20 protein-coding genes and 2 pseudogenes are annotated in these 26,533 nt (G+C 69.9%); 9 read left to right on the top strand and 13 right to left on the bottom strand.

The window, feature by feature from the left end:
• Positions 1-71: 71 nt before the first annotated feature.
• Complete coding sequence (locus QEG98_RS05020) at positions 72-677, top strand: TetR/AcrR family transcriptional regulator (protein WP_316565944.1); 606 nt, start codon at positions 72-74, stop codon at positions 675-677.
• A gap of 148 nt (positions 678-825) precedes the next feature.
• On the opposite strand, the gene QEG98_RS05015 is transcribed toward QEG98_RS05020, so the two are convergent.
• Complete coding sequence (locus QEG98_RS05015) at positions 826-5,322, bottom strand: lamin tail domain-containing protein (protein ID WP_410477955.1); 4,497 nt, start codon at positions 5,320-5,322, stop codon at positions 826-828.
• Between the two features lie 295 nt (positions 5,323-5,617).
• Between QEG98_RS05015 and QEG98_RS05010 the strand changes: the two are divergent.
• Positions 5,618-6,468 (top strand): annotated as a pseudogene (locus tag QEG98_RS05010) (RimK family alpha-L-glutamate ligase).
• Positions 6,469-6,475: 7 nt separating this feature from the next.
• On the opposite strand, the gene QEG98_RS05005 reads toward QEG98_RS05010, so the two are convergent.
• A complete protein-coding gene (locus tag QEG98_RS05005) occupies positions 6,476-6,943 on the bottom strand; it encodes an alpha/beta hydrolase (protein WP_316565942.1) in 468 nt (155 codons plus the stop codon).
• Positions 6,943-7,899, bottom strand: coding sequence for a glycogen-binding domain-containing protein (locus tag QEG98_RS05000; RefSeq protein WP_316565941.1), 957 nt, complete (start codon positions 7,897-7,899; stop codon positions 6,943-6,945). The genes QEG98_RS05005 and QEG98_RS05000 overlap by 1 nt, the downstream gene beginning before the upstream one ends.
• A 182-nt stretch (positions 7,900-8,081) precedes the next feature.
• Here QEG98_RS05000 and QEG98_RS04995 point away from each other — a divergent pair, with 182 nt between their 5' ends.
• Complete coding sequence (locus QEG98_RS04995) at positions 8,082-8,618, top strand: FHA domain-containing protein (RefSeq protein WP_090485505.1); 537 nt, start codon at positions 8,082-8,084, stop codon at positions 8,616-8,618.
• Positions 8,619-8,661: 43 nt separating this feature from the next.
• Here QEG98_RS04995 and QEG98_RS04990 read toward each other — a convergent pair whose 3' ends face one another.
• From QEG98_RS04990 to QEG98_RS04980, 3 genes are all read right to left on the bottom strand, one after another.
• On the bottom strand, positions 8,662-10,152 hold the full coding sequence (locus QEG98_RS04990) for a serine/threonine-protein kinase (RefSeq protein ID WP_316565940.1): 1,491 nt from the start codon (positions 10,150-10,152) through the stop codon (positions 8,662-8,664).
• A gap of 265 nt (positions 10,153-10,417) precedes the next feature.
• Positions 10,418-10,942: a MopE-related protein gene (locus QEG98_RS04985; protein WP_316565939.1), complete on the bottom strand. Its 525-nt coding sequence runs from the start codon at positions 10,940-10,942 to the stop codon at positions 10,418-10,420.
• 5 nt (positions 10,943-10,947) lie between these two features.
• Positions 10,948-12,156, bottom strand: a complete 1,209-nt coding sequence (locus QEG98_RS04980; protein WP_410477954.1) for a hypothetical protein — start codon at positions 12,154-12,156, stop codon at positions 10,948-10,950.
• Positions 12,157-12,353: 197 nt separating this feature from the next.
• On the opposite strand from QEG98_RS04980, the gene QEG98_RS04975 reads away from it, so the two are divergent.
• From QEG98_RS04975 to QEG98_RS04955, 5 genes are all read left to right on the top strand, one after another.
• Positions 12,354-12,794, top strand: a complete 441-nt coding sequence (locus QEG98_RS04975; RefSeq protein ID WP_140860638.1) for a host attachment protein — start codon at positions 12,354-12,356, stop codon at positions 12,792-12,794.
• A 97-nt stretch (positions 12,795-12,891) separates the two neighbouring features.
• Positions 12,892-14,787, top strand: coding sequence for a methyl-accepting chemotaxis protein (locus QEG98_RS04970; protein ID WP_316565937.1), 1,896 nt, complete (start codon positions 12,892-12,894; stop codon positions 14,785-14,787).
• A gap of 10 nt (positions 14,788-14,797) precedes the next feature.
• Positions 14,798-15,397, top strand: coding sequence for an HAD family hydrolase (locus QEG98_RS04965; protein ID WP_090485523.1), 600 nt, complete (start codon positions 14,798-14,800; stop codon positions 15,395-15,397).
• Positions 15,394-16,218, top strand: a complete 825-nt coding sequence (locus tag QEG98_RS04960) for a glycosyltransferase family 2 protein (protein WP_316565936.1) — start codon at positions 15,394-15,396, stop codon at positions 16,216-16,218. The genes QEG98_RS04965 and QEG98_RS04960 overlap by 4 nt, the downstream gene beginning before the upstream one ends.
• Before the next feature lie 38 nt (positions 16,219-16,256).
• On the top strand, positions 16,257-16,850 hold the full coding sequence (locus tag QEG98_RS04955) for a hypothetical protein (protein WP_316565935.1): 594 nt from the start codon (positions 16,257-16,259) through the stop codon (positions 16,848-16,850).
• Positions 16,851-16,867: 17 nt separating this feature from the next.
• Here the strand turns inward: QEG98_RS04955 and QEG98_RS04950 are convergent, their stop codons facing one another.
• From QEG98_RS04950 to QEG98_RS04930, 5 genes and pseudogenes are all read right to left on the bottom strand, one after another.
• The gene (locus QEG98_RS04950; protein ID WP_316565934.1) at positions 16,868-17,515 is read right to left on the bottom strand and encodes a glutathione S-transferase family protein; all 648 of its coding nucleotides are present in this window, start codon (positions 17,513-17,515) and stop codon (positions 16,868-16,870) included.
• Positions 17,516-17,566: 51 nt separating this feature from the next.
• On the bottom strand, positions 17,567-18,166 hold the full coding sequence (locus QEG98_RS04945) for an adenylate/guanylate cyclase domain-containing protein (protein ID WP_316565933.1): 600 nt from the start codon (positions 18,164-18,166) through the stop codon (positions 17,567-17,569).
• Between the two features lie 399 nt (positions 18,167-18,565).
• Positions 18,566-19,327 (bottom strand): hypothetical protein, encoded by a 762-nt coding sequence (locus QEG98_RS04940; RefSeq protein WP_316565932.1) that lies wholly within the window; start codon positions 19,325-19,327, stop codon positions 18,566-18,568.
• Between the two features lie 190 nt (positions 19,328-19,517).
• A complete protein-coding gene (locus QEG98_RS04935) occupies positions 19,518-21,212 on the bottom strand; it encodes a serine/threonine-protein kinase (RefSeq protein ID WP_316565931.1) in 1,695 nt (564 codons plus the stop codon).
• Positions 21,213-21,341: 129 nt separating this feature from the next.
• A pseudogene (locus QEG98_RS04930) lies at positions 21,342-23,418 on the bottom strand (S46 family peptidase).
• A gap of 134 nt (positions 23,419-23,552) precedes the next feature.
• Here QEG98_RS04930 and QEG98_RS04925 point away from each other — a divergent pair.
• The gene (locus QEG98_RS04925) at positions 23,553-24,707 is read left to right on the top strand and encodes an esterase/lipase family protein (RefSeq protein ID WP_174256860.1); all 1,155 of its coding nucleotides are present in this window, start codon (positions 23,553-23,555) and stop codon (positions 24,705-24,707) included.
• Between the two features lie 30 nt (positions 24,708-24,737).
• On the opposite strand, the gene QEG98_RS04920 is transcribed toward QEG98_RS04925, so the two are convergent.
• A complete protein-coding gene (locus QEG98_RS04920) occupies positions 24,738-25,871 on the bottom strand; it encodes a ferrichrome ABC transporter substrate-binding protein (RefSeq protein ID WP_316565930.1) in 1,134 nt (377 codons plus the stop codon).
• Between the two features lie 140 nt (positions 25,872-26,011).
• The gene (locus QEG98_RS04915) at positions 26,012-26,503 is read right to left on the bottom strand and encodes a DUF4442 domain-containing protein (protein WP_316565929.1); all 492 of its coding nucleotides are present in this window, start codon (positions 26,501-26,503) and stop codon (positions 26,012-26,014) included.
• Between the last annotated feature and the right edge of the window lie 30 nt (positions 26,504-26,533).

Genomic DNA, 26,533 nt, shown 5'->3' with positions numbered 1-26,533 from the left:
TAGATTCGGCGGGTATGGCCAGGGAACCCGCCCAACGTGAGCTGAAACAAGAGCGTGCCGCGCGCACGCGCATGGACATTCTGGAAGCGGCCATCCACCTCTTCGCGAGGCGAGGCTTCCTCGCGACGACGATGGCGGACCTCTCCCGCGCCATCCGGATGACGCCCGGAGCGCTGTACTGGCACTTCCCCACCAAGGAAGACCTGCTGCTGGCTGCGATTGAAGAGTTGCACCAGCGCTGTCTGAGAGCCTTTCAGCTGCCTGGAGACGACCGCGAGCTTCCGGCGCGGGAGCAATTCCAATCCATCTGCGAGCGGACGCACCTCCTCCTTCGCGAGCACCGCGAATACGGAATCTTCTTCGCGATGCTCGCGGCCGAGGCGGCGGATTCCAATGACCAGGTAGCGGAGGCCATCCGAGACAAGCTGGCCCTCTACGTGACGACGCTGGAGCGCCTCATCCGTCACGGGCAGCAGATGGGAGAGTTCCGGCAGGACGTGGACGCACTCGCCGCCGCGCACAGCCTCCTGGGCGGGCTCCTGGGCATGCTCGTGCACCAGAACCTCTTCCGCGCCTCCGTGGATTACGACCCGCTGTACCGCGCCGTCATGCTGATACACCAAGCGGGACTCGTGCAGGCCACAGGCTTCGACTGCGTCAATGCCAGCCAGTCCTGACATCCCTGACGTGGCAACGCCAGCCAGCGCCCGGATACATGCCCAGCTCAAAATGAAACGGGCGGAACCCCATGTCAGGGTTCCGCCCGCTTGAAACCTTACGGAGACAGGGCCGGCACTTCAGCCCTGTCCCCTTGATGCCTGGCGGCTACGGCGTCTTCGTGATGACGTTCGCCGCGCCAGGGGTGACGGTCGTGGTGAAGGAGAAGTCCTCCGCGTTCACGTCCGTGTCGGTCGAGTCCGCGTCCCGGCACAGCGAGCCCTGAGCGGTGTTGCTGTCCGCCAGGGTCTTCGTGTCCGCGTCCCCCTCACGCATGTCGAACTTCGTGTCCGTTCCAGCGATGGTGGCGTTCACCACGTGCCCCTCGTAGGAGAGGGAGTCAATCAACGCATCCGTGGCCTCGTCGTACAGGGCCACCGCGTCCGGCTCACCGTTCTGGATGAAGTCGGTGGTCCCCCGCTGCAGCGTGTGCACACCGGCACGCCCCGCGAGCGGATCGACGACGGTGGCAGCGCCCACGACCAGATACTCCCGAGGCCCCAGGACCCCGCCGTTGACTTCCGCCAGGGCAATCTTCTGGTAGCTCGACATGTTGCTGCCATTGACGAACACCAGGAACACGCTGCTCAGCGACGCGGGCATCGAGGAGTTGTTGTAGATCTCCACGAACTCCTGCGAGTCACCCGCGCCGGGCATATCGTAGTCCACCTCGTTGATGACCAGTCCGCCTTCCGCGGCCAGGATGACGGACACCTGCGCGGTCCGGTCCACCCCGCCGAAGCTCGCCGTGAGCAGCGCCTGCGCGGGGCTCGAGACCTCGTCCGCCGTGAAGGTGAAGGTCGCCGTCGTCGCATCCCGGGCCACCCGGACCGAGGCCGGAATGGACCCGACGCCCGTCGCCGGCTCCAGCGTCAGCGCCACGTCCGTCTCGTCCGTCTGCGCCGGACGGTCCAGCGTCACCGTGAAGGTGAACGTCCGGCCCGTCAGCACCGCTGCGGTGGACGGAGACAGCGCGCTGAGCGCGGGCGGAGGCGGAAGCACCGTGAGCGCGGTGGTCTGGGTGATGCCGTACAGCGAGGCGTACACCGTGCCCGTGCCCTCGCCCTGCGCGTCCGCCGTGAAGGTGAAGGTCACCTCCGTGGCACCCGCCGGAATCGTGGCCGAGGCCGGCACCGTGCCGTAGTTCTGCACGCCCGCCCCCGGCACCACCGCCAGCTCAACAACCGTGTCCTGCGCCGCCGGACGGTCCACCGTCAGGGTGAACGTCTGCGTCCCGCCCGCCGGAATCGTCACCGCCGAGGACGGCGACAGGGCCGTCAGCCGCGGCGCATTCTGGTCCAGCGTCACGGTGGCGCTCGCGCTGGTCGCCCCGATGCTCGCCGTCACCGTGCCGGGCTCGGTGGCCGTGGCCGCCGCGTCCGTGATGAAGGAGAACACGGCCTCCGTGGCGTTCTCCGTCACGGTTAGCGTGCCGTTCGCCGGAACGAAGGTGCCGAAGCCCGTCGCCGGATTCACGCTCAGCGCCACGGTGGCGTTGGCGGGCGCCGGACGGTCCAGCTGCACGGTGAAGACCACCTCGCCGCCGGGCACCATCGTCACGTTCCCCGGGGTGACGCCTACCACCTCGGGCTGCTCGTCGGCACCCAGCACCCGGATGGTGGCCGTCTGCGTGGAGCCGCCCAGCGTGGCCGTCAGCGTCACGCTCTGCGCGGGCGCCACCGCGTTCACCTGCACCGTCGCGGACGTCTGACCCGCGGGGATGGTGATGCGGCCGTCCTGCACGCTCAGCGCACTCTCGTTGGAGGAGGTGATGACGACGTCGAGCGCCTCCGCGTAGGCGGACGACAGCGTCAGCGTCAGCGCCTGCGGGAAGGTGTTCACCGGGCCCGTGCCCCCCACGCGCGCGTAGCCGTTCGGACCGAAGCCCGTCAGCGACGGCGGCGGCAGCGGCATGTCCGCCAGGAAGCGCGGCACCAGCTTGGAGTCATTGAAGTTGTACGTCAGCACGCCGCGCAGCGCGCCGAAGCGCGTGCCAATGGACGGGACCTGGAAGGCATAGGCCTGGTCGTCAATCATCAGACCCGGCTGACCGGCGTCACCCGCCTCGTTCACCAGGAACTGGCCGAACTCGTCCACCCCCGTGTTGACCGCCACGTCGCGGACCTCCACGAGCACGCCTTCCAGCGCGGCGGCACGCGGGCCCCCGGTGCGGATGTCGGCCGTCGTCACCACCACCGGCGCGGGAACCTCGTTGCCGGAGCTGCGCTTGACGTACTTGACCTCGGTCAGCTCGGGCAGGCCGAAGTAGACGGTCAGCACGCCCGTGGTGATGTCGATGCGATCACCCGCGGCGAGGTCGCCCTTGGGCGAGTACACATAGAGACCGGAGTTATCCACGCTCGTGCCCGAAGGCAGCGGATACGTCTGCACCCAGTAGCCCTGGGAGCTCGCGCCGCCCTTCACCACACCGGTGACGACGACATCCATGATGGAAACCGGCTTGCCCACCAGCGGCAGGCTGCCGCCCACGGGCGTCTTCAGCTCGTGAATGGTGGCGGGGCAGCCCAGGTCGCCCGGGTTCGGAACGCTGGAGCACGCGTCACACGCATCACCCTTGCCGTCGCCGTCCGCGTCCGTCTGGTCCGGGTTGGCAACGAACGGGCAGTTGTCCTGCCACGTCACGATGCCGTCGTGGTCATCGTCGCCCACGGTGAACGACGTGCAGGCGTCACCCGCCTCCAGCGGGCAGGGGTCGCACGCGTCGCCAATCCCGTCGCCATCCGAGTCCGCCTGCTTGCCATTGTCCATGGGGCGGATGGGGTTGAAGATGGCAGGGCAGTTGTCGACGGAGTCCACCAGCCCGTCCCCGTCCTTGTCCGCGGCGCGAACCTCACCGGTGTAGCTGGTGGAGCTGTTCACGACGGCCGGCCAGCGCGAGTCCAGCGAGGCACGGCGGGGCGAGCACGTCGGCTCGTTCTCCGGCGTACCGCACGCGAACAGCGGGTACTTCGCCGTGGCGCCCGACGTCAGCGCCGCCAGGTTCTTGCCAATCTCGGACTGGAGGCAGACTTCCTTCGAGGCGCCGCACACGTCCAGCGTGTCGCAGGTGTCCGCGCCGCGGAGCCCGGCCATCAGCGCCTGGTCACCGTAGAGCGCCTTGCCACCCCGCATCGTGAGCACCACGTGCTCGGGGTTCGAGGTGATGACCGCGCGGTGCGGCGAGCGGGTGAAGGTGCGCAGCTGGAAGATGGCCAGGTCGGCCACCTTGCCCTCGGCGATGCGGCCCGTCTTCTCGAACGTGTCCACCAGGTCCGACGCGTTCGACGTCACCATGCGCCAGAGGTCCTGGTCGCTGAAGGTCCGCGCGTAATGCGAGGTGTTGAGGTAGTCCGCGCACTGCAGCTCGCGCAGCAGGTTCATGGAGCCGGAGCGCAGCCAGTCGGTGCCCAGCGCGATGGTGACACCCTGGTTCTTGTAGGCCGACACCATGGCCGTGTCGCCGTACAGCGAGATGTTCGAGCGGGGCGACCAGATGAGGCCGGTGCCGTTCTCCGCCATGACGCGAATCTCCTTCGCCGTCAGGCCGATGCCGTGGATGACGGCGGTGCGCGGCTGCATCACGTTGTTCGGGCCCGTGGACAGGCAGAGGAACTCGTTGAGCGCCGCGGTGGAGATGCCCTCGGAGACGTGCGGCAGGTACGCGGCCGAGCGCGGCAGCGAGTTCGTCGTCGGCATCGAGCCGTAACCACAGCCCGACGCAATCATGTTGCCGCTGGTGTCACCCAGCGGGAAGGTGTCGGAGTTCACCACACCCTCGCCCAGACCCTCCTGGAGCGCGGTGTTGTTCACGTCCACGTTGCGCAGCAGACCGGCCTGGCCACCCGCGCCCGCCATGGAGGTGGCGCCCGCCATCATCTGCCGCAGCTCGCCCCAGCGAACGTTGTCCGCGGCGCTGGCCGCGGGGCTGTTGATGCGCGTGTGGCCGTTGCGGCCCGTGCGCCACTCGTGGCGGTGCTCGTAGCGCTCCTCGGTGCCGACGTACGGCTCCATCGGATACGTGATGTGCTCGTGCGGATTCACGAGGCCCGGGGAGATGACACCACCGGGGCAGGACACCTGCGTGGCCTCGGCGGCGCCCGCCGCGGCGGAGCAGTCACAGGCGGCGCACTGGATGATGCCCTGCGCGTCCACCAGCACCTGCCCACCCACCAGCGTCTCGCCGTCCTTCAGCACCACGCCCGTGAAGAGGCGCGCGGCGGAGCCCTGCTGCGTCACCGCGCAGGTGGCGCCGTCGGGAAGCGCGGGCGCGTTGGCCGCGGGGCATTGGGTCAGCGTCAGCGAGCAGTCCGCCTGACAGCCATCGCCGTCCGCCGTGTTGCCGTCGTCACAGACCTCTTCGCCTTCCAGCTTGCCGTTGCCACATACCGCGGCCGGCGCGGGCGTCCGCGTACAGTCGGACTCACAGCCGTCGCCGTCCACCTTGTTGCCGTCGTCGCACTGCTCGCCCTGCTCCACGGTGTTGTTGCCGCAGACCGCTTGCGGGTTGCAGCTCGCACCCTCACAGCCAGGCTCGTCGCCGCATCCGGCGTGGAAGAGGAGGACCGCGCCTAGCGCGGCGAGTAATAAACGTGGGGACATTCGCATCTCGTGGGTCTCCCGGCGGAGCCGGCCAGAGGGAAGGTGGCAGGTCCTTGGCACGCGAAGAGCGTACCCCTTGAAACATTTCAGCGACACCTGACCGCACAGGTCCAGTTCCCAAGCGTCCGCGCACGCGAATGTGCCGTGGAGTACGCCGCTCACCTCACCTCAAGTACGGGGTGTTCAACGCCTACCTGTCGGACTGGCCCGCACCCTGTTCTTGACGCGCCGCGAGAGCCCTGCGCGCAGGTGCCACACGCGCTACAAGCCGCCGCACGTTTCAACACCGGGAGCCCACGTCATGGACGTCGCCGTCCTCACCTTCGAAGGCTTGCCTCAACTCGATGCCTTTGACGCATCGCTGCTGCCCGCGCTCGCGGCCCTGGGCGTGGAGGCCCGGCCCGTCGTCTGGGATGACCCGGCCATGGACTGGAAGACGGTGCGGCTGGCCCTGGTGCGCAACACGTGGGACAGCCACCTGCGCCGCGACGCCTTCGTCGCCTGGGCGGACAAGGTGGGCCGCCTCACGCAACTCCACAATCCCGCGCCCGTGCTGCGCTGGAACACGCACAAGCACTACCTGCGCGAACTGGAGGAGAAGGGCGTGTTGGTGACGCCCACCACCTGGGTGCGGAGGGGCGACACGCTCGATGTGGGCGAGCTGGCGCTCAGGCACGGCTGGGACGCGGTGGTGCTCAAGCCCGCCGTGTCCGCGGGAGCGCTCAAGACGCACGTCTTCCCGCGCGCGGAGGCCCACGCCGCCACCGCCCGGCTGGCCGAGCTGACCCGCGAGGGCGACGTCATGGTGCAGCCCTACCTCACCGCCTTCGAAACGGAGGGCGAGCGCAGCTACGTCTTCTTCGACGGCGTCCTCAGCCACGCGGTGCGCCGGCCCCCACGCTGCTGGACGCGCCGCGCGGCTTCTCCGAGCCCACCGCCTTCACGCCCGAGGACGCAGCCGAGCTGCGGCTGGCGGAGTCCGTGCTGGAAGCGGTGGGACGTCCCCTGCTCTACGCCCGCGTGGACGTGGCCACCGACAACGCGGGCCAGTCGCGGCTGCAAGAGCTGGAGGCCACCGAGCCGCGCCTGTTCCTGTCGCTCGACGCGGGGGCCGCGGACCGGCTGGCCCGCGCCATCGTCGCGAAGCTGTGAGGCCGGACTACAGGCCGCACACCGCTGGGGCCGCGTTGCGGAAGTGGCACAGCAGCTTCGGCAAGCGCCGCTTCCAGAAGGCCCAGTCGTGCTCGGCGCCGGGCTCGTTCCAGTGGGCCACGGCGTAGCCGCGGCCGCGCAGCGCCTCCACGAACTGCAGGTTGGACTGGCAGTCGTCCCCACCCTCCTCGCCGTCCCGCGTGCAGCCCGCCACGGGCGAGCCGTGGTCCACGTAGAAGCGCACCGGCACCACCGGCTCCTGGCTCGCGCGGACAATCATCGCGTTGCCGTCGTCGCGGTCCACCACGCCGTCATGGGGCCAGAACAGCGTGCCGGACTGGGAGCCCACGAAGCCGAACTTCTCCGGCATCTGGAAGCCCGCGTACACGGAGATGAGGCCGCCCAGCGACGCGCCGGCGATGCCCGTCTCCTGAGGGCCCGTCTTCACGCGGTAGGACGCCTCCACGCGCGGCATCAGGTCGTCGCGGATGAAGGCCGGTAGTCATCCCCGCGCGGCGTGGGCCAGCCCGGCGCACGCGCGGGCGGGAAGGTGTACTGCGCCAGGCGCACGGACTGGTCCGGCAGCGCCACGAAGACGAGCACCGCCGAGTCCTCCGGGCGCGCCGCGTAGTGCGTGTCCGCCGCTTCGGCGAAGGACTCGCGCGTCAGGCTCTCGTTGCCGTCGTGGAGGTACATCACCGGCAGGGCCGGGCACTCCGGTCCGTCATACGCCGCCGGCGTGTAGACGAAGACGTCGCGCGCATCCCCCAACACCGTGGCGGGCACGCCGTACCACGCGGTGAGCCGGCCCTTCGCGGCGTCCTGGAGCTCCGGGTAGATGAGCGAGTTGAACTGCCCCACGTCGTACCGGTTGAAGTCGTCCCACGCGACGTGGCGCGCGCCTGGGTCCGCGATGAAGTCGCCGTCCTTCACCAGCTTGTACGGCTGCGGGCCGGTGCGCGGCACCTCCACCTCCGCCACGTACAGGTCGGTGTCCCGCACCTGCACCAGCGGCGTGGCCGTGGCGGACCAGCCGTTGAAGTCGCCGGCGACGAAGGTGTCCCGGCCGGCCTCGCCTCGCACGAAGAAGGCCACGCGAGGACGACCCGCCTTGACGTCACTCACCAGGGGCCGGCCGCCCTGCTCCTCCACCTCCGCCACGAAGCGGTCGATGGCCTCCGTGCGCTGCGCGGAGGACGTGGCGCGGCTCATCTCCAGTTGCAGCCGGGTGAGCAGCCGCACGGGCGCGTTGTGCACCGTCGTGCTCCGCTGGCAGGCCCAGGGCTCCTGGGTGCCCGCATCCGGGCGCGTGCCGGCGTCCGGGTACGTCTCCGTGGAGGGAGGCGGCGGCGTGGGAGGCGATGGGGATTCGTCTTCACAAGCCGCCAGCACGACGGCGGCGCAGAACACGGCGGCGAGCAGGCGACGCATCGAATCTTCCAGGAGGCGGGGATGCCTTGTCCGGGGGACAGGAGGCGGTCGCGGGTGTACTACAGGGGTCGGCCCGGGCGCGAGTGGGGCATCCCACCCGCATCTGGCCATTCGTTGACATCCCATGGCCCCCACGCGCACCTTCTCGGGCCGCGACGGGGGAGGAAGGTTATTCAACCCGCATGGCTCGCGCACTGCTGCTCTCGCTGCTCGTGAGGCAGCACATGGCTCTCAAGGAGAAGTTTCGCGCCAAGTACCCACACCCGTGGCTGGTGTGGGAGGCGGGCGCTTGGAATGTCCCCGAAGTGGTGGAGGGCAACGTGGCCGCCACGCGGCTGCCGCTGACGGACCTGCGGGACTGCCTGCCCGCTGGAGACGCCCTGTGCTTCGAACTGGTGGGCCAGACGGATGGCAGCCCGCTGCGGCTGGGCCGGGCCTCGAACAACGCGCTGGTCGTCAATGACGCCACCGTGTCGCGCGAGCAGCTCCACCTGTCCCCCACCCTGGAAGGACGCTGGACGGTGACGCGCGTGGCCGCTTCCCGGACGGTGACGCTGGGCGGCTCGGCCCTGGAGCCGGAGCAGCCCGCCGTGCTCCAGCCCGGCGTGCAGCTTCACGTGGGTGATGTGCGCCTCACCTTCCACGAGGCGGAGGACTTCGACGAGCGCATTGGCCGCATCGCGGCCCAGGTGCTCGCCCAGACGGCGACGCCCCGCTGAGCGGGCTCAGGCCCCGCCTCCCAGGGCGGGGCCACCGCGACACCTATTTCGCGACAGGGCGCTCGCGGCTCTTCTTGCCTGTGTCGCGCTGCGTCCCGGCCGCGGGCTTCTGCCGAGGCGAAGGCAGCGCCTTCACCAGCGGCACCTCCAGCTCGGCGTGCGTGTCCAGATCCACCATCCGCTCCAGCGGGGCATAGCCGGCCAGCTCCACGCGCAGGCGCAGCGGCGCGGACTCACCGGACACCTGCTTCACCAGCGGCGTCACGCCCAGCAGCTCGCCCGTGTCCAGGCGCAGCACCTGCGCGCCCTCCGGGAAGGAGCGCACCGTGAGCGTGACGGGCGGAAGCAGTTGGGGCGCGGCGGCGGGCCCACTCACGACGTCGGCCACCTGGGCCACTGGAGCCTCGGCGGGGGCGGGCTCCGGCTGCATGCCAGACCAGGTGACCACCGCGGCCACCACCACCAACGCCGCGGTCCCCACCGTCACCACCGCCCGGCGGTGCCAGCGCCCCGTCACCGCCACCCGCACCTTGTGCGTGGGCCGCTCGGAGGCCTCCAGCGCCAGCTCGGCGGGCGCGGGCGCCAGCGCCGGGGCGGACGCGGGCAACAGGAGAAGCGCCGTCGTCACCTCCGCCAGGCTCTGCGGCCGGGCCTCGGGCTCCTTCGACAGGCAGCGCATCACCAGCTCCGCCAGTTGCGGCGGAACAGGCTCGCCAGACGGCAGGTGCGAGGGCAACGGCGGCGGCGGCTGGGTGATGATCTGCACCACCAGATGGCCGAAGGCCGGCGCCTGGAAGGGCGGCTTGCCGGAGATGAGCTCGTAGAGGATGTTGCCCACCGCGTAGATGTCGGAGCGCGCATCCACCGGAAGGCCCGCGGCCTGCTCCGGCGCCATGTACGCGGGCGTCCCGATGATGGTGCCGTCCACCGTCCCGGTGGTGCCCCCCTCGGCGGAGAGCAGCTTCGCCACACCGAAGTCCAACACCTTCACGAAGTCCGGCTGGCCCGCGCGGTGGATGACGAAGAGGTTGTCCGGCTTCACGTCCCGGTGCACCACGCCCACCTGGTGGGCCGCGCCGAGCGCCGCGCACACCTGCACCACGAAGCGCTGGATGCGCGCCAGCGTCAGCGGCTCCGCCTGCGCCAGCGAGCTCAGGCTCTGCCCGCGCAGCAGTTCCATCACGCAGTAGACGTGCCCGCCCGTCGCGCTCTCGTCGACGAAGTCGAAAATCTCCACGATGTGCTCGTGGTTGATTTGATTGACGGTGCGGGCCTCCTGGAAGAAGCGCCGCACGAAGCCGCCATCCCGCGCGTGCTCCGGCCGCAGGACCTTGAGCGCCACCTGGCGCCCCAGCCGCGTGTGCCGCGCCTGGAACACCCGGCCCATGGACCCTTCGCCCAGGAGCTGCTCCAGCTGGTAGTTCCCCAGCGTGGAGCCCTCCTGGAGCTCGTCACTGGCTCGGGGCTCCGCGTTACTCACGGGGGCCTCGGCACTGGACTGCATGGTCTGCATGAAGGCGTCATCGGAGCCCATGATGAGAAGAAATTTCCATGTCCGAGGCAAACAGCAACCCTGGATCTGCACTCTGTCTTCCCAGGGACGCCACCCACCCTCGGTGAGTGCGGGATGGCGGACATTGACGCACGGGAGCCGACTTCATCACAGACAGACTCCGTTCACCTGGCAGCGCGGATAATCGTTTTCGTCATCCGACCTGAGAGGCCCGCACTGCGTATTCGTGGGGCAGTCCGCGCGGTCCGCGCAGTCCACGAAGCCGTCCCCGTCATCATCCTGGCCATCAGTCCAGCTCCTGACGGCGCACGCACTCGCCATTCACGCAGTCCTGGAGGAAGGAACAGTCATTGTTGCAGGCGCCGCAGTGGCCCGGGTCCGTCTTCAGGTCGAAGTCCTCGTCCGCTGTCCCGTCGCAGTCGTCATCCAGGCCATTGCAGATTTCAGTGCCGGGCAGCACCTGTCCCACGCACGCGATGCTCGCCTCCCGGGTGCAGATGGACTCACCGGCGTGACAGAGACCCACGTCGAGTGTGCCTTCCGGTCCCGTATAGCAGGCGGTCTCCAGGTTATCGACCAGGCCGTCGCAGTCGTCGTCCAGGCCGTTGCAGACCTCCGTGGGGTCCGGCAGGCAGCAGTACCGCGGCCCGTTGTCCGGCAGGGACGTGCAGACGTAGCCGTCACCGCCGCAGTCAGCGGTCTCCGTGCACGTGTAGGGCACGTCGTCCGGAAAATTCACCGTACAGCCCACCGCGCCCGCGACGAGCAACAGGCCACACCACGCGCGCAGCTGGGATTCGAAGGTCTTCATAGGCTCTAGAAACTCCCGCCGACCATGACGTGCAGGGACGTGGAGGCGCCACCGCCGCTTCCGGGCGCCACGGACGTCGATGCGGGCGCGCTGCGCGCGGGCACCAGCACCAGCCACGCCACGCTGCCCGCCGTCACCGCGCCGCCGCCCACCAGCAGTGCCGTGGCCAGATTGGCCTGGGTCTGCGCGTCCAGCCGCTCCTTGCGAGTGACGTCGAACATGCCGTCCCCATCCGCGTCGCCCCCGCGCTTCTCCACGTCCTTGGCGGCCATGCCCATCACCACACCCGCCCCCACCGCGGCCAGTCCCACCAACGCGGTGTAGAGCGCGGGCCGCTTGAAGAGGGACTTGCGAGGCGCCTTCTGGGAAGACGCCACGCCGACCACGGAATCATCCGGAGGTCCATCCGGCGCCGGACCGGAAATCTCCAGCATGACGTCCACTGTCTCGCGCGCGCCGGGCGCGAGGTCCAGGGTGCGCGTCTGGGTGCCATACTCGTCCGCGGACACCTCCACCGCCACCGCGCCGGGTGCCTGGCGCACCTCCACGCTGCCCACGCCCACGATGCGCTCGCCGACCTTCACCACCGCCTGCGGCACGTTGACGTTCACCGTCAGCATCGCGCGCGGCTGGGCCAACGCCGTCAGGCGCTTGGACAGCATCGCGACGGCTTCGTTCACGAAGTCCTCGTCGCGCGGGTTGCGCCCCGTCACGAAGTCCTCGTGCACCACGCGGCGGTCCCTGTCGTAGGTCCACGTCCGCAGCGTCCAGCCCGCGTCCTCCAAAGACAGACGCGCGGTGGTCAGCAGGTCCGCGTCCAGCAACTCCGCGGGCTCGGCGAAGCACGCGGCCTCCGCGCAGCGCACCGCCGCGTCGTGGCTCTCCGCCAGCCGCTCACGCGTCTCCACCAGGTCCGACGCCTGCGCCACCATGGCGGAGGACAGCGCCCCGCGCGCCAGGGCCTCCAACCAGCTCGACGCCTGCTGCGCACCCGCGCGCTCCGTCGCGTACAGCCCCACCAACGCGAAGCGAGGCAGGAGGTCCGCGTTGGGATTGCTGGGACGCAGGTCCAACCCCATGTCCATTCCCTGCTGCTCGGCGGGGGCGTCCGAGGTGAGGTCCAGGCCCAGCCCACCCTCTTCCTGAGCCCACGAGGGAGCAGCCAGCAGCGCGAGCGCCAGCAGGGCAGTGACGGGAGCAACGGAAATACGCATGGCTCCCTCTTGTATCGCGACGCTCCGCGCAACGGAATGCGGCGCCCGGGGCGCCCCCAGTCCCCGCAAAACCCGTCAACGATGCGCGGCCTGGCTGCCTGCCCTGCGCTCGGCGTGCGTGCGGCTCGTCTGGGGAAGCTTGCCTTGGCCCGGAGGGGTCCGCATCTCCCACTCTATAGCGCAAGGAGACGCACGACATGGCGAATGGGACGCTCTGGATTCTGGTGGGAAACGCAAGCCGGGCCCGCCTCTTCGCGACGGACGCGAAGGCGGAAGAGGACTGGCGGCTGGTGGAGGAGTTCCACCACGACGAGAGTCGGGCCCGTCAGGCAGAGCTGATTGAGCAGGCGGACAACCCCAATGCCGGCACCCTGCACGGCCCGCCGGCGGAGAACGAGCCCAATGGACGAAGGGAGCTGGAGCACGACCGCTTCGCCCGCGAGCTGTCCGTGTTCCTGGACAAGGCACATGACCGGCACGACTTCGACAAGCTGGTCATCGCGGCGCCGCCGGGATTCCTGGGGAGGATTCGCCGCTTGCTGAGCGCCCGGGTCCGGCAGCGCGTCCTCCTGGACGTGGACTCGGACTACTCCAACGTCCCGGCGAAGGAGCTGCCCAACCGGGTGCCTGTCATCTGAGCAGGCAGGCGCGGGGGTGCCCTGGAGACGCGGGGCTCTGGTATAGGACGAGGGCCGACCTTTCTGGGAGGCCCCCGCACGCTGCCCGCCGCGCCACATGGCCCTTTCTCTTCCTGGAACCCAGTCCCTTCGTGGACGCCTCACGCTCTACGCGACGCTGCTGTCGGTCGTCCCGCTGCTGACGCTGACCTGGCTCCATGCCCGCAGCGCGCGGCAGGTGATGGAAGAGCAGATTCACGCGTCGCTGCTGAGCGAGGCCGAAGGCGTGAAGGACCTGCTGGAGTCGACGCTGGCCGAACGGGAGGCGAGCGCCCGCGGCTGGGCCGAGGACCCCGCGGTCCGTGCCGCGCTGCGAGGTGACGTGTCGCCCGCCGACGCCATGCTCGGCGTGCTCCAGAGCCGCTACCTCACCCTCAACGGCATCGTCATCTTCGACGACACCGGCCGCGCCATCTCCGCCAATACTCCGGCCCTGCGCGACGAATACCTGCGCCGGCAGGACGAGGTGCGGCGCAGCCCCTGGTTCACGGAGGCCCAGCAGGGGCGCACCAGCAGCGAGGGCATCACCGAGGAGCACCCCATCTTCACCGGCCACGTGCTGTCGCTGGCCTTCCCGGTGCTGGACCCGGTCTCCAAGCACCGGATGGGCGTGCTGCTGGCCGCCTTCGACTGGGCCCACGTGGACCAGTTGGTGCAGCCGGCGCTGGCCCGTGCCCATCAGCGCGCCCTGAAGAGCTTCGCGATGACCCTCCAGCGGCCGGACGGCACGCCGCTGTACGACTCTCGCGGCGCGAACGCCCAGGGCAATGACGCGCTGCTGGCCGTCACGGCCATCAACGGCACGGACGTGCGCGACGTGGCCGACGGCTGGCACTTCGTGGCGCGCGTGGACCCGGCGGAGGCCTACGCCCCGGTGGTGCGCGTGAACCGGGTGGCGCTGCTGATGGCGGTGGGCTTCATCGTGCTGGCCGTCGTGGGCGCGTGGCTGCTGTCGCACCGCATCTCCGGTCCCGTGCTGGCCCTGCGCGCGGCGGTGACGCGGCTGGTGAGCGAGGGCGACCTCACGCAGACGCTGGACGTGAAGGCCGGCAACGACGAGGTGGGCGAGCTGGCCGGCGCCTTCGGCCTGCTGGTGTTCCAGCTGCGGGAGACGGCGCAGAGCCTGCACACCGGCACGCGCGTGCTCAGTGAGACGGTGGCGGAGCTGCAGACGGCGTCGACGCAGCAGGAGCGCAACGTGGCCCGTCAGGCCGCGGCCCTCCAGCAGACGCAGGTGACGGCGCAGGAAATCAAGCAGACGTCGATGCTGGCCTCGGAGAAGGCGGAGGACGTGCTCAAGCGCGCCTCCGTGGCCGAAGAGGTGGGACGCGCGGGCGAAGGGGCCATCAGGGACAGCCTGGGCGGCTTCTCCGAAATCCTGTCCCAGGCCGAGCAGATGACGGAGCGCATCGCCCAGCTCAACGAGCGCACGCAGCAGATTGGCGGAATCACCCAGACCGTGAAGGACCTGGCGGACCAGTCCAACATGCTGGCGCTCAACGCCGCCATCGAGTCCGTCCGCTCCGGCGAGCACGGCAAGGGCTTTGGCGTGGTGGCGCGCGAGATTCGCAGCCTGGCGGACCAGTCCATCCAGGCCACGGACCGGGTGCGCGAAATCCTGGGCGATTTGAGCAGCGCCATCCTCTCCACCGCGAAGATGACGGAGCAGGGCTACACGCATATGGAGAGCGGCCTGGAGCAGGTGCGCGGCACCGGAGAGCGGATGAAGGAGCTGGCCGCCATCATCCAGGACAACGCCGCCGCGGTGCGGCAGATTGCCGGCGCGGTGAGTCAGCAGAACGCGGGCATCGCCCAGATTTTCAGCGCGGTCACGGACCTGTCCTCCATGATGAACGACACCCAGGAGAGCCTGGCGGCCACCACCCGGGCGGCGAAGCTGCTCCAGGATGTGTCCGAGCAGATGCAGGACGTGGCCCGCGCTTATCGCATTTGAAGGAGCATGCATGGCGCAGGTGAAGGCAGTGCTGCTGGACCTGGGCAACGTCCTCGTCTTCCACGACAACACCCTGCTCTTCTCCCGGCTGGGCGCCCGCGCGGGCCTGGAGGCCGCGGAGGTGGCCCGGCGGCTGACGGGAGCGGGGTGGACGGACGCCAACCGGGGCGTGCTGGGCGCGGAGGGCATCCGCCAGGACGTGTGTCGCGCGCTGGACGTGGACCTGCCCATGGCGGAGTTCGCCCCGCTGTGGAGCAGCCACTTCACGCTGCATGACGCCGTGCTGCCACGCATCGAATCGCTGGTCGGCCGGGTGCGCCTGGGGCTGGTGTCCAACACCAACGCGCTGCACGTCGCCTACCTGCGTCCGCTGCTGCCGGTGCTCCAGCGCTTCGACAGCGTGGTGATGAGCTGCGAGGTAGGCCACGTGAAGCCGGAGCCGGACATCTTCCGGCTCGCGCTGGCAGGCGTGGGCTGCGCCCCGGAGGAGGCCGTCTTCTTCGACGACCTGGCCGAGTTCGTCCAGGCCGCCGAGGCCGTGGGGATTCAAGGCCGGCTCTTCACCACCGCCGACGCCTTCGACGCGCAGCTCAAGGCCCTGGGTCTATGAAGCTGGGCGGCTACGTCCTCCACCGGAACAACCGGGACACGTTGGAGCCGTGCCTGCGCGGGCTGCTGGCGCTCTGCGATGACGTGGTGGCGCTGGACTCCGGGGCCACGGATGGCTCGGCGGAGCTGGTGCGTTCGCTGGGCGCGCGCTCCGTGCCCCATGCGTGGCGAGGCTACGGCGCCGCGCGCGAGGCCGCGGTGAACGCCCTGGCGCCCTGTGACTACGTCTTCTTCCTCGACTCGGACGAGCTGCTGGGCCCCGAGGCGGTGGAGACACTGCGCGCGTGGAAGACCTCATCGCCCACGGAGGCCGTGTACCGGCTGCCCCGCCGCGACTGGGCCGAGCTGGGGACGCACCGCTTCCGCTACCGCACGCAGTGGCGGGCGCGGCTGGTGCGCCGGGACAAGGCCGTGTGGCGGCCGGAGCAGATTGTCCACGAGGCCCTGCCGAAGCTGGCGGGCGGACGCGTCCGCGCCTTCATCGAGCACCGCTTCGCCACATCGGTGGAGTACCGCGCGCAGAAGGAGGACCGCTATGCCTTGCTGTGGGCCCTGCGCGCCCATGCCGAGCACCGCGGCCTCAAGCCCGTGGGCGTGCAGCGCCTGGCGTCCTGGACGCGCGACTGTCTGCTGAAGGGCGCGCTGTGGCGCGGCGGCGCGGAGGCCTCCCGCCTGGCATGGGCGGTGGCGGGCTACCACGCCACGAAGTACGCGTACCTGCGCGAGCTGCGCCAGGGCCGCTACCCGGAGCTGGTGCAACTCTACGCGGAAGGCCGCTATGACGCGTTGTTCGTGCGCGTGCGCGACGGCGCGTTGAGCTGACGTCCATGACCAAAGCGTGACGAAATGACCGCACCGCCATGGCCCTGGCGGTGTGCGGGCTCCCTACGGTGGCGTCCTCTCCTCGACGTTCTCCGAAAGGTCTGCTCGTGATGTCCCCTTCCCGTCTCCCCCGGCTGTCGATGTGGGCGGCTTGCTGCGCCCTGGGTCTGTTCGGCGCGTGCACCAGCGTGAACACCGCCCCCGCTGCCGCGTCGCTGTCCGTGCGGGAGCTGAACATCGTCGACGAGCACGGACAGGCGCGCATCCGTATCGCGGCGCCCATGCCCGACCCCAAGGGCCTCAAGCGCGCGGTGAAGGCCTACGGCCTCCAGTTCATGAACGCGTCCGGACAGGAAGTCGGCGGGCTCGCGATGCTCGACGGCGTCGGCATCAACGGCCTCTGCTTCGACAGCGAGGAAGGCTACGAGGCGATGTGCATGGGGCTCATCCAGGGCAAGCCCAACATCACCTTCCGGCACGACTGGAAGGAGCGCATCGTCATCGGCGTGGAGGAGGGCGTGGCGAGCATCGTCCTGCATGATGCGAAGGGCACGCCCCACCTGAAGCTCGCGGTGGACAAGGACGGCGCCACCCGGGTCGAAGAGGTGACGCCGGCCCCCGCGGGCAAGTAGCGCGCTGGGAGGAAGGCTCAGTCGTACTTCGGGATGCCGGGCTCGCTCCGCCCTTCCTCGGTCCACTTCTGGAGCGCGGGCAGCGCGAGCACCGCGTCGCGGTAGGCCGCGCTCACCGCGTCCAGCGCCACGTCGTAGGTGACGAAGCGGGTGACGACGGGCGCGTAGAAGGCGTCCGCGATGGAGAAGCGGCCGAAGAGGAAGGGCCCTCCCTGGCCGAAGCGCCCGCGACAGTCATTCCAGAGGGCCTGGACGCGGGCGATGTCCTCCGCCACGCCGGGCGCATGGCCCTTGCCCGGGCTGCGCGCGCGCAGGTTCATGTTCATGTGCTGCCGGAGCGCGCCGAAGCCGGAGTGCATCTCCGCGGTGACGGCGCGGGCCACCGCGCGAGCCGCCATGTCCTGGGGCCACAGCTGGGCCTGGGGGAAGGCCTCCGCCAGGTACTCACAGATGGCCAGCGAGTCCCAGATGGTCAGGTCGCCGTGCTGGAGCACCGGCACGCGCTTGCTGGGGGAGTACCGGGCAATCCGGTCCTCTGTGTCCGGAACAGCCAGCGGAATCACCACCTCCTGGAAGGGCTGTCCCGTGTGGGCCAGCGCGAGGTAGGGCCGCAGGGACCAGGATGAGTAGTTCTTCGAACCGACGACGAGTGTGAGCTGGGGCATGGGGCGGCCTCTATAACGCCGCTCGCCCAGGCCCGCCCGCGCTTGTGCGCGTCAGTTCGCCGCGCTCCGGCGCCCCCAGAAGGAGCGCATGCGCGACAGCAGCGGCATCCGGCGGCGGTGCTCGGGCGGGTCGATGCGGTAGACGGCCACGGGCAACCGGATGTTCTTCATCTCGCCACGGCCCAGGCGAACCGGCGGTGAAGCCAGGCGGCCTTCCAACTGGCGCGCCACCGTCTCGCTGACATAGAGCGTGCCGGGACGGGCCAGCGCCTCGATGCGCGCGGCCAGGTTGACGCCTTCTCCAAACACGTCACCGTCGCGGTGCACCACCATGCCCAGGTGGACCCCCACGCGCAAGATGACCCGGCGCTCGGCGGATACGTCTCCGTTGCGGGCGTCCAGGACGCGCTGCAATTCCAGGCCGAAGTCCACCGCCGAGGGGCCGCCCTCGAACTCCAGGAGGAAGCCATCCTCCAGTCGCTTCACCTCGCGCCCTCCATGGCGCGGCAACAACTCACGGACGAGCAGCGCATGCTCATCCCGCATGTCGTTCTGGAGCGATTCGTCACGCCATGAGAGCCCATCAGGGCCTTCAATGCCCGTGAAGAGAATCGCCGATAGTTTCCCGGGTTCTGGAGCCTCCACCACCATCGCGCATCTCCCCTTTCCCCCCGGCACTGTCAGCGATGCTACATCACACAGGGCCCCCGGTCCCAGCCGAGCCCCCCCTCTCGGCTGGAACCGGGCCCTGGACGGCCGTCCGCCCCGGGGGGACGCGGCCGCACACGGTGGGTCCACCGGCGATGACAGGCTCCCCCCGAGGGCCCCTTGCCCTCCCTGTGCCCGCATACGCTCGGTGTTGGACATGACATGAACCGACGTGTCAGTCCTCATCAGGATACGTATTCCCTGACGCGCCGCACCAACGCCCTGTTGCGTCCTGTCCGGGCGTGTCGGGCCTCGAACTCAGCAGGTCGGGTTCGGTCCGAGTCCTGACAGGGCACGGCCCCGCGGTCCGGGCGGGCGGCGCAGCGGCTCGAATCAGGCGCCCTATCCGAGAGAAGAGACGAGCGTCCCCTCCCCCGCGGAGGCATACAGCGCCTCCACATCGAGCACCTCGTCCAGCGAAATGCTCACATCCTCGTCCTCATCCGACAGGTCGATGTCGTGAAAGACGGCGGCCGGCAGCAGCGCCTTCAAACTCGAGACCTGTGACGCCGTGACCTCGTTCTCCACCACGAGTCCGTCCGTGAACTTCGCGTCGAGCGTGCGTCCAAGCTGATGGAGCGTCAGCGGCGCCCGCAGGCCGGCCCTCGCCACGAGCGGCTCCGGGTCGTTGTTCGCGAAGACAAGCTGGGCCGCATCGAGCACCCCGCCCACGCGAAGCACGCCCTGGACATTGGCGAGCCGGCACTGGAGTGAACCGGCGACGACGGCCGCGCAGCCTACGTCTCCGTCGCCAAACTCGCCCCCGACCGCCACATCCCCCGCCACGACGAGGATGCCGCGGTTCGACACGTCACTCGCCACCTGGAGCCCACCCGGGAACAGACGCACTTCGCCCTCCGCCACGTCGAGCGCGTCGACGCGCGTTACCGTGGCAGGCGCGCCGAGCGTCCTCCCCCACAGCCACGCCAGCGCCTCCAGGAGCGCGCCCTCGGTTCGGTTCGCGCGCGAGAAGAGCTCCTCCAGGGAAGCCCCCTCTGCTTCAGCGAGGAGGTCCTGGAGGTGTGGCGCCAGTTCCTTCAGGAACATCGGCATGGCGTCGATATCGCGGCGGAAGGCCGACCACAGTTCGTCCAGAAATGACATGGCGGCGGACAGCCTACCACCCGCGTCCTACTTCGTTGGGTGCCAGCACTTCCGAAACAAACGCCCTAGTCTGCGTCGACGGTGGGCACGGCACGCCGTCCCGAGGCTTGCACGCGGGGATCCGGCCGAGGCCACACGGCGAAGGCCACGGCGACGGCGAGCGCCACCATGATAGCCACCGTGAGCGGCGTCAGCTTGCGCTTCGGCTCGGCGGCGAGGACGCCAGACGCGCCGGCCCGCGACGCGCCCGCCTTTGAACGCAGCAGCACGGTGGACGCCACGGCCCCCGCGTTGGGCGCGGGTGCTCCAGCGCGGGCGGCATCCGGCGGCCGGGCGCCACCGGCGTTTCCCGCGGCCACGGGCGACCTCGCGATGGGCGCGGGGACCACCTTCGGCGACGCGGCGCCGGCCTGCGCGCCTCCTGACGGCTGAGGAACCGGCGTGCGGGTGCGGCGGACTTCCGGGGACGGCGCGGGGACGGGCTTCTCCGCGGGAGCGGGCTCTTGGCGGGGACTGGCCTCACGGGCCGCGGACTCGCCGCCCTCTTGCGGAGATGCCGCGGGCGCGCTCGCTCCGGCCACGGCGCCATCCCGGGACGTCGCGGGCCGCGCCACGGCCGCGTCCCTGGGATTTCGCGCCCCCTGCGCTGGAGACGCCACGGCTGGCGGCCGGCCACCGGCGAGCGGGCGATGGGCGCGGGCACGACGTCCGCGGGCGCCACGACGGGCCGAGGCGGGGGCGCCTCCATCTCCGGCAAGGGCATCGCCTCGGCGATGGTCGCGGCGTCGTGAGACGGGGCCACCGCGGGCACCGGCGCGGACAGGCTGACCGTCTCCGACTCCCGGAAGGGCGGGTTCACGTCCGGAGGATTCACGTCGACGTCTTCGTCCTCCGTCCCACGTCCCGAGCGCCTGCCGGGCACCGTCTCCGGCTTCGACTCCGGAGCCAGCCCCACTGCGAGCTGCGGCGTGCGCAGCGGCGTGAGCATCGGCACCTCGCCCATCGTCTGGAGCGCGCGCCCCGTCAGCGCGAAGATGAAGCTGGCCACGTCCGGGAAGCGGTCCTCCGGGCGCTTCTCCAACGACTTCTCCACCGCCGCGATGACGTGGTCCGGCAGGTCCGGCACCAGCGCCTCCAGGGGCTCCGGCGGATCATAGACGATGCGGTAGATGAGCTCCGGAAGGTTGCCGTTGTCCCGGAACGGAAGCCGGCGCGCCAGCATCTCGTAGACGAGGCACCCGAAGGCGAAGATGTCCGTGCGCGGGTCCACCTCGCCGTTCTTCCCGGTGGCCTGCTCGGGCGCCATGTACTGCGGCGTGCCCAGGAGGATGCCGCCCTGCGTGTGCACGCTCTGCGAGTCGATGACCTTGGAGATGCCGAAGTCGAGCAACTTCACGTGCTCCATCATCACGCCGCCCACCTCGGTGGGCACGAGGAACACGTTGCCCGGCTTGAGGTCGCGGTGGACGATGCCCGCGCGGTGCGCGGCCTGGAGCGCCGAGCCCATCTGCCGCGCGCAGGAGAACACCTCCTCCAGCGTCATCGGGCCCTTGCGCAGCCTGCGCGACAGCGGCATGCCGCGCAGGCACTCCATCACCATGTAGGGCGAGCCATCCTCGAGGCTGTCGAAGTCGAGCACCTCGACGATGTTGGGGTGCCCCAGCTTCGAGGCAATCTCCGCCTCGCGCCGGAAGCGCACGAAGGCCTCGGCCCCCATGCCCGCATCGTGGCGCAGCACCTTGATGGCCACCTGCCGCCCGCGCAGCCGCAGGTGGTTGGCCAGGAAGACGGTCCCCATGCCACCTCGGCCGAGGACGCCTGCAATCTCATAGGTCTCCCTCAGCACCGTGCCGAGGGGAATGTCATTGGGTTGGGAGGGAGCCATGAGTAACCGGTTTTCAGCTTTGAACCGGATTCTATCCTGCTCCCTCTGACATGCCTTGGCCACCGCGGCCAAGGCGTTCAGAAAGCCCAAATCCAATCCACAAGACCTCTCAGGTCTTGAGAACCGCGACTACTTCGCGGGCACGACGGCGGCGTCGCTGGCCGTGCGCAGCTCGTCTACCACGCGCCTGGCCCCGTAGACGTGCTCCAGCCCCGCCAGGATGCCCTCTCCGTGCACGGCGACCGCGCGGTTCGTCTCAGGGACGTAGGCATAGCGGCCGCCCAGCGAGTGCAGGTTCCCATCGAAGATGAGCCCCACCACGCGCCCGTCGCGGTCCACCAGGGGCGAGCCGGAGTTGCCGCCGATGATGTCGTTGGTGGTGGCCACGTCGAACGGCGTCTGGGGCGGCACCTTGCCGCGCGCCTTCAACCAGGTGTCCGGGAGCTTGTACGGCTCCTTGCCGGTGTGCCGCTCATACGCGCCGCCAAAGGTGGTGAGCGCGGCCACGGGGCGGCCATTCTCATCCCAGCCCTTCACCTGCCCGGCGTTGAGGCGGAGGGTGAAGGTGGCGTCCGGATAACCGGAGGTGCCGTACACCGCGAGGTGCGCCTTGGCGATGCGCTCGCCATTGCGCTTGAGCACCGCCTCCACGGTGTCCTCGTAGCGCTTGCGCGCCGCGCGGGCCTCCGCGTCCACCTTGCGCGCGAAGAGAATCATCGGGTCCTTGGAGGCCTCCACCGCCGCCTTGCCGCCCTTGAGCAGCGCGGCGCGCACCTTCACGTCCCGCAGCTTCGTGCCACGCACCAGGGTGCGCGCCAGGTCGGCGGGCGCCTCGCGTCCGAGCACCAGTTGGACGAAGGGGTCATCCGCGCCCAGCGTCTCGCGCACGCGGGTGAGGCCGAACGTCAGCAGCGCCTGGTCCAGCTCGGGCGTCACCGGCGCGTCGCGCAGGAGCTGCTGCTCCAGCGTGGGGAGCTGGGACTGGGTGTACTCGCGCAGCCGCTCCGCGTTGGGCCGCTCCTTCTCCTCGGCCACGCGCACCGGTGCCGGGCCATGCGGAAGAGCTCGGAGGGATAGGCGTCCCCGGCCTCCTTCATGCGGTAGTCGGGCAGCATGCGGCGGTACGCATCCAACGCCTGGGTGATTTCGTCCCACGCGCCGTCGGTGGCGGCCTTCACCTGCGCGTTGGCGTCCACCTTCTGGCGCAGCGCCGCCTCGTCCTGACGCTTTCCGGCCAGCAGCGCCGGGTCCGCCAGCGACTGGTGCCGCCCGCGCAGGGCCTTCAGCCCGTTCTCCACGCCGCGCAGCATGGAGCGCGTGGTGCGGTAGCGCTCCGCCGAACCCCGGCGTACTCGCGCAGCATGCCGCGCAGCTCGGCGAGCTGGAGCAACGTGTACGGCAGGTTCACGTCGCGCTGGAACTCCAGCTCGGCGACGGTCGCCTTGCGCTCGGTGCCACCCGGGTGGCCGGAGACGAAGACGAGGTCACCCTCCTTCGCGCCCTGCTTCGCCCACGGCAGGAAGTGCGGGCTCTTCGCGGGCGCATTGTCCTGCCACACGCGCAGGAAGGCCGCGTCGAAGCCGAAGCGGGGGAAGTTGAAGTTGTCCGGGTCACCGCCAAAGGCGGCCATGGAGAACTCGGGCGCGAAGACGAGCCGCACGTCCTGGAAGCGACGGTACTTGTACAGGTGATACTTGCCGCCGTTGTAGAGCGTCACCACGTCACAGCGCACGTCTCCGGACGTGGCGCAGGCGGCCTCCACCGCCGCCGTCTCCTTCTTCAACGCGGTGTTGAAGGCCGCGCCAGTGAGGCCCTTCGTCGCCGCGTTCATCCGAGCGGTGACGTCCGTCATCTCCACCAGCTGGTTGGCCTCCACCTTCGGGCAGCGCAGCTCCTGCGCGGCGCTCGAGGCGTAGAAGCCCTTGGCCAGCAGGTCCTTCTTCGGCGAGGACAGGTCCTCGATGCAGCCGCGGATGCAGTGGTGATTGGTCATCACCAGGCCCTCTGGCGACACGAAGCTGGCGGAGCAGCCGCCGGCCAGTCGCACCGAGCCGAGCCGGACGTGGTCCAGCCACGCCTGCGTGGGCGTGAAGCCGTAGGCCTTGTTCACCGTGTCGGAGGGAAAGGCGTCGTAGGTCCACATTCCCTCGTCCGCCGAGGCGGGGAGGGACAGGAGCAGGCCGAGTGCGAGCAGTCTGCGATCCACGTGCGGGCGTCCTTCTGTCATGACTGGGAGTGGGGGTTGCCGGTTCTCGACTTGACGGCCGGCGCGCGTCAACCCCCGAGCGGAGGATGCATTCCCCACGGGTATCATGCGCCGCGTCAGATATGGTGGAGGCAATGCCAGGCAAGCATCGCGTCTACCTCGTCCCCGGTTTCTTCGGCTTCATCAACCTGGGCGAGCTCATCTACTTCGGCCACGCCCTGGACTATCTGAAGGACGAGCTGGCCCGCAGGCAGGTTGAGGCGGAGGTCATCATCGTCCTCTCCCATCCCACGGCTTCCATCCGCACGCGCACCGCGGACCTGCTCAAGGCCGTGCAGGAGACGGCGTCCGGAGACGATGGCCCCATCCACCTCATCGGCCACTCGACGGGCGGGTTGGACTCGCGCCTGTTCGTCAGCCCCGGCGCGCAGGTGGCGGAGGGCGTGGACCTGGAGTCCTTCGCCAGGCGCGTGCGCACGGTGACGTCCGTGTCCACGCCGCACGCGGGCACGCCGCTGGCCACGTTCTTCATGGGCCTGTTCGGGCAGCGCATCCTCAAGCTGCTGTCGCTCTTCACCGTGTACGTGCTGCGCTTCGGCAGGCTGCCGCTGCGCGTGGTGTTCCGCTTCGGACACCTGCTCGCGCGGGCGGATGACCAGCTCGGATGGAAGCCCACGCTGCTGGACCAGCTCTATGACCAGCTCCTGGGGGACTTCTCCTCGGAGCGCCGTGACGCGGTGTCGAAGTTCCTCAGCGACGTGGGCAACGACACCTCGCTGATTCCGCAGCTCACGCCGGAGGGCATCGACCTGTTCAACGCCAGCACGCTGGACCGGCCCGGCGTGCGGTATGGCTCGGTGGTGACGCAGGCGCGCCCGCCGTCGCTGCGCACGCGCATGGCGGCGGGGCTGGACCCCTACGCACAGCTCACGCACACCATCTACGCGCTGACGTACGGGCAGACGCAGCGGATGCCACTCACGGCGCTGCCGCTGCACACGCCCGCGCAGACGGCGGCGCTGGTGCAGGCCTATGGCGCGATGCCCGGGCCCACGGCGTGTGACGGCATCGTCCCCACGCGCTCGCAGGTGTATGGCCGGGTGCTGGCCGCGGTGCGCGCGGACCACCTGGATGCGATTGGCCACTTCGACCAGCCCGCGCACCAACCGCCGCACGTGGATTGGCTCATCTCCGGCTCCGGCTTCCGCAGGCCCCAGTTCGAGTCGACGTGGAAGAGCATCGTCGACTTCCTCCTGGAGGACGAGCGCCCTGTCTTCACGGGGTCGTGACGACCGCGAAGACCTCCACGTCCGGCAGGGTCAGTAGACGCCAATCAGGTGAATCTGCACGCGCGGATTCCCAAGGTATTCCTCCAGCCGCCATCGGCTGCGCATGCCGTCATCACGGATGCCCAGGCCGCCTCCGGGCTTCGGCGCCTCCGCGCTGGCGAGCGCATCCCGGAGCTGGGACACGGCCCAGGTGTCGAAGTTCGGGTCGCCGGAGCCTTCAATCACCTTGAGGTCGAGCAGTTTCCCATCGCGCGCCTGCCAGACCTCGACGATGGCCGCGAGCGCGAGCACCGGCGTGGTGACATCCACCATGTACATGTTGGCGGCGCGTCCGGCCTCGACGGCCGCTTGCATGCGATTGCGCTGCTCCAACCGGTGGTCCCGGGGCTCGGCGGCGATGGGAGTGCCTGTCTTTCCGAAGCGCGCAATGGCATCCACCTGATCGCGCTTCATTCGTGAGCCCAACACCTTCAGGTCCGGGGGTGGCGGGTTCACCAACTGCTTCGCGAAGCCCTCCCGCAACTTCGCGAAGTAGGGATGCGTGGCGCCGCTCGACGCGCGCGCCGTGGCGGCGGCGTCATGGGCCCAGCCGTCTACACGCACGCGGGCCTCCTCGGCCTGCCGGGCCGCCAGCGCCTTCGGGTCGGGGCCTTCGCCAGGGCGGAGCGTCCGTCCCGTCGAAGGAGGGCCACCGCGCAGCATGCCGCCTCCCAGCAGGCCCTGTGGCTCCAGGTTGGGACGCTGCTGTGGCGCGGGGACGTCGCGAGGGACGTCTTGCGCCAGGGCTGGTGGCGATTCGCTGGAGCCAGTTGGGGCGACCTCGGGCGGAGGTTCCTCGGACGTATCGGGGGACTCCGTCGTGGTGGGGCGCGGACGCTCCGCGTGACGAGGCGGATCCTCCTTCTTCGGAGGCAGGCGCGGGGGCGCTTCGTCAGGAGGCGGCTGGCGGGGCTCCGGCGCTGGCGGCTCGGGGAGAGGCGTCACGTCCTGATAGACGACCTCCACCTCGACGGCACGTGGTGCCTCGCGGCGCTGGCGGTCGTTGGGCTCGCTGCCCGACAGCGCCACGAAGAGCGCGACGTGCAGGAGCCCCGACACCAGGAGCATGAGAAACAGTTGAGCGCGCCGCGACACGGCGGACAGCTTGCCTCGACGGGTCACCACAGTGAAGCAGCCCCTTTTGACGGGTGCCCGGAGCTGACTCCTGCCTGCCAGCTACTCGCCTTCACCTCCCTCAACGCGGGCGGTCCCGAACTTCCGTGCCGCCGCCTGGTCCCAGCGCAAGGGGGCAACCCTACGCCGCCTCAGGCCTTCTTCATCACCGCCAGGAAGCGGGCATCCGCGATGTGCGTGCCCTCGAAGTCCTCCAGCCGAACGGGAATCCACTCACGGGCCTTGTCCCCCTTCTGCCGGAGCGCGGCGTCCAGGGTGTTGAACACCTCGGGAGGCGGCTCACAGATGGCGCGAACGCCGCCCTTCGCCTTCGCGTGGAAGGACACCTGCAACTCATTCACGAGCGCCAGGTAACGGCCCGGCGGGAAGCGGCGGAAGAGCCACACGCCCATGGTCAGCTCCATCACCGTCACCTGCACCCCCAGGTACACGCTGCCCACGTGGTTGCGCGTGCGCCGCTTCAGCGGCACGGACACCTGGGCCCGGGCATCCGATGCGTCCTCCACCCGGACGCCCATCACCGAGGACAGCGGGATGATGTTCTTCACCGCCACCGTCAGCAGCGCATTCGCCGCGCTGGGAGATACCTGGCGCAGCCGTTCCACGAGGTCGAGAGCAAGCATGGTCCGCCCATCATACCGACCGTGAGCCCG

The organism is Myxococcus sp. MxC21-1 (genome assembly GCF_032612255.1).
GTDB lineage: Bacteria > Myxococcota > Myxococcia > Myxococcales > Myxococcaceae > Myxococcus > Myxococcus virescens.
This window is presented reverse-complemented; position numbering and strand designations above follow the sequence as displayed.

What these genes read in the sequence shown, in the direction of transcription:
- QEG98_RS04945 (WP_316565933.1), bottom strand. Translation starts at nt 18,166, where the DNA reads ATGGTGGTGGAGGCTCCAGAACCCGGGAAACTATCGGCGATTCTCTTC.
- QEG98_RS04925 (WP_174256860.1), top strand. Translation starts at nt 23,553, where the DNA reads ATGCCAGGCAAGCATCGCGTCTACCTCGTCCCCGGTTTCTTCGGCTTC.
- QEG98_RS04970 (WP_316565937.1), top strand. Translation starts at nt 12,892, where the DNA reads ATGGCCCTTTCTCTTCCTGGAACCCAGTCCCTTCGTGGACGCCTCACG.
- QEG98_RS04915 (WP_316565929.1), bottom strand. Translation starts at nt 26,503, where the DNA reads ATGCTTGCTCTCGACCTCGTGGAACGGCTGCGCCAGGTATCTCCCAGC.
- QEG98_RS04965 (WP_090485523.1), top strand. Translation starts at nt 14,798, where the DNA reads ATGGCGCAGGTGAAGGCAGTGCTGCTGGACCTGGGCAACGTCCTCGTC.
- QEG98_RS04975 (WP_140860638.1), top strand. Translation starts at nt 12,354, where the DNA reads ATGGCGAATGGGACGCTCTGGATTCTGGTGGGAAACGCAAGCCGGGCC.
- QEG98_RS04950 (WP_316565934.1), bottom strand. Translation starts at nt 17,515, where the DNA reads ATGCCCCAGCTCACACTCGTCGTCGGTTCGAAGAACTACTCATCCTGG.
- QEG98_RS04990 (WP_316565940.1), bottom strand. Translation starts at nt 10,152, where the DNA reads ATGGGCTCCGATGACGCCTTCATGCAGACCATGCAGTCCAGTGCCGAG.
- QEG98_RS05020 (WP_316565944.1), top strand. Translation starts at nt 72, where the DNA reads ATGGACATTCTGGAAGCGGCCATCCACCTCTTCGCGAGGCGAGGCTTC.
- QEG98_RS04995 (WP_090485505.1), top strand. Translation starts at nt 8,082, where the DNA reads ATGGCTCGCGCACTGCTGCTCTCGCTGCTCGTGAGGCAGCACATGGCT.
- QEG98_RS05015 (WP_410477955.1), bottom strand. Translation starts at nt 5,322, where the DNA reads ATGCGAATGTCCCCACGTTTATTACTCGCCGCGCTAGGCGCGGTCCTC.
- QEG98_RS04960 (WP_316565936.1), top strand. Translation starts at nt 15,394, where the DNA reads ATGAAGCTGGGCGGCTACGTCCTCCACCGGAACAACCGGGACACGTTG.
- QEG98_RS04955 (WP_316565935.1), top strand. Translation starts at nt 16,257, where the DNA reads ATGGCCCTGGCGGTGTGCGGGCTCCCTACGGTGGCGTCCTCTCCTCGA.
- QEG98_RS05005 (WP_316565942.1), bottom strand. Translation starts at nt 6,943, where the DNA reads ATGCCGCGCGTGGAGGCGTCCTACCGCGTGAAGACGGGCCCTCAGGAG.
- QEG98_RS04940 (WP_316565932.1), bottom strand. Translation starts at nt 19,327, where the DNA reads ATGTCATTTCTGGACGAACTGTGGTCGGCCTTCCGCCGCGATATCGAC.
- QEG98_RS04980 (WP_410477954.1), bottom strand. Translation starts at nt 12,156, where the DNA reads ATGCGTATTTCCGTTGCTCCCGTCACTGCCCTGCTGGCGCTCGCGCTG.
- QEG98_RS05000 (WP_316565941.1), bottom strand. Translation starts at nt 7,899, where the DNA reads ATGCGTCGCCTGCTCGCCGCCGTGTTCTGCGCCGCCGTCGTGCTGGCG.
- QEG98_RS04985 (WP_316565939.1), bottom strand. Translation starts at nt 10,942, where the DNA reads ATGAAGACCTTCGAATCCCAGCTGCGCGCGTGGTGTGGCCTGTTGCTC.
- QEG98_RS04935 (WP_316565931.1), bottom strand. Translation starts at nt 21,212, where the DNA reads ATGGCTCCCTCCCAACCCAATGACATTCCCCTCGGCACGGTGCTGAGG.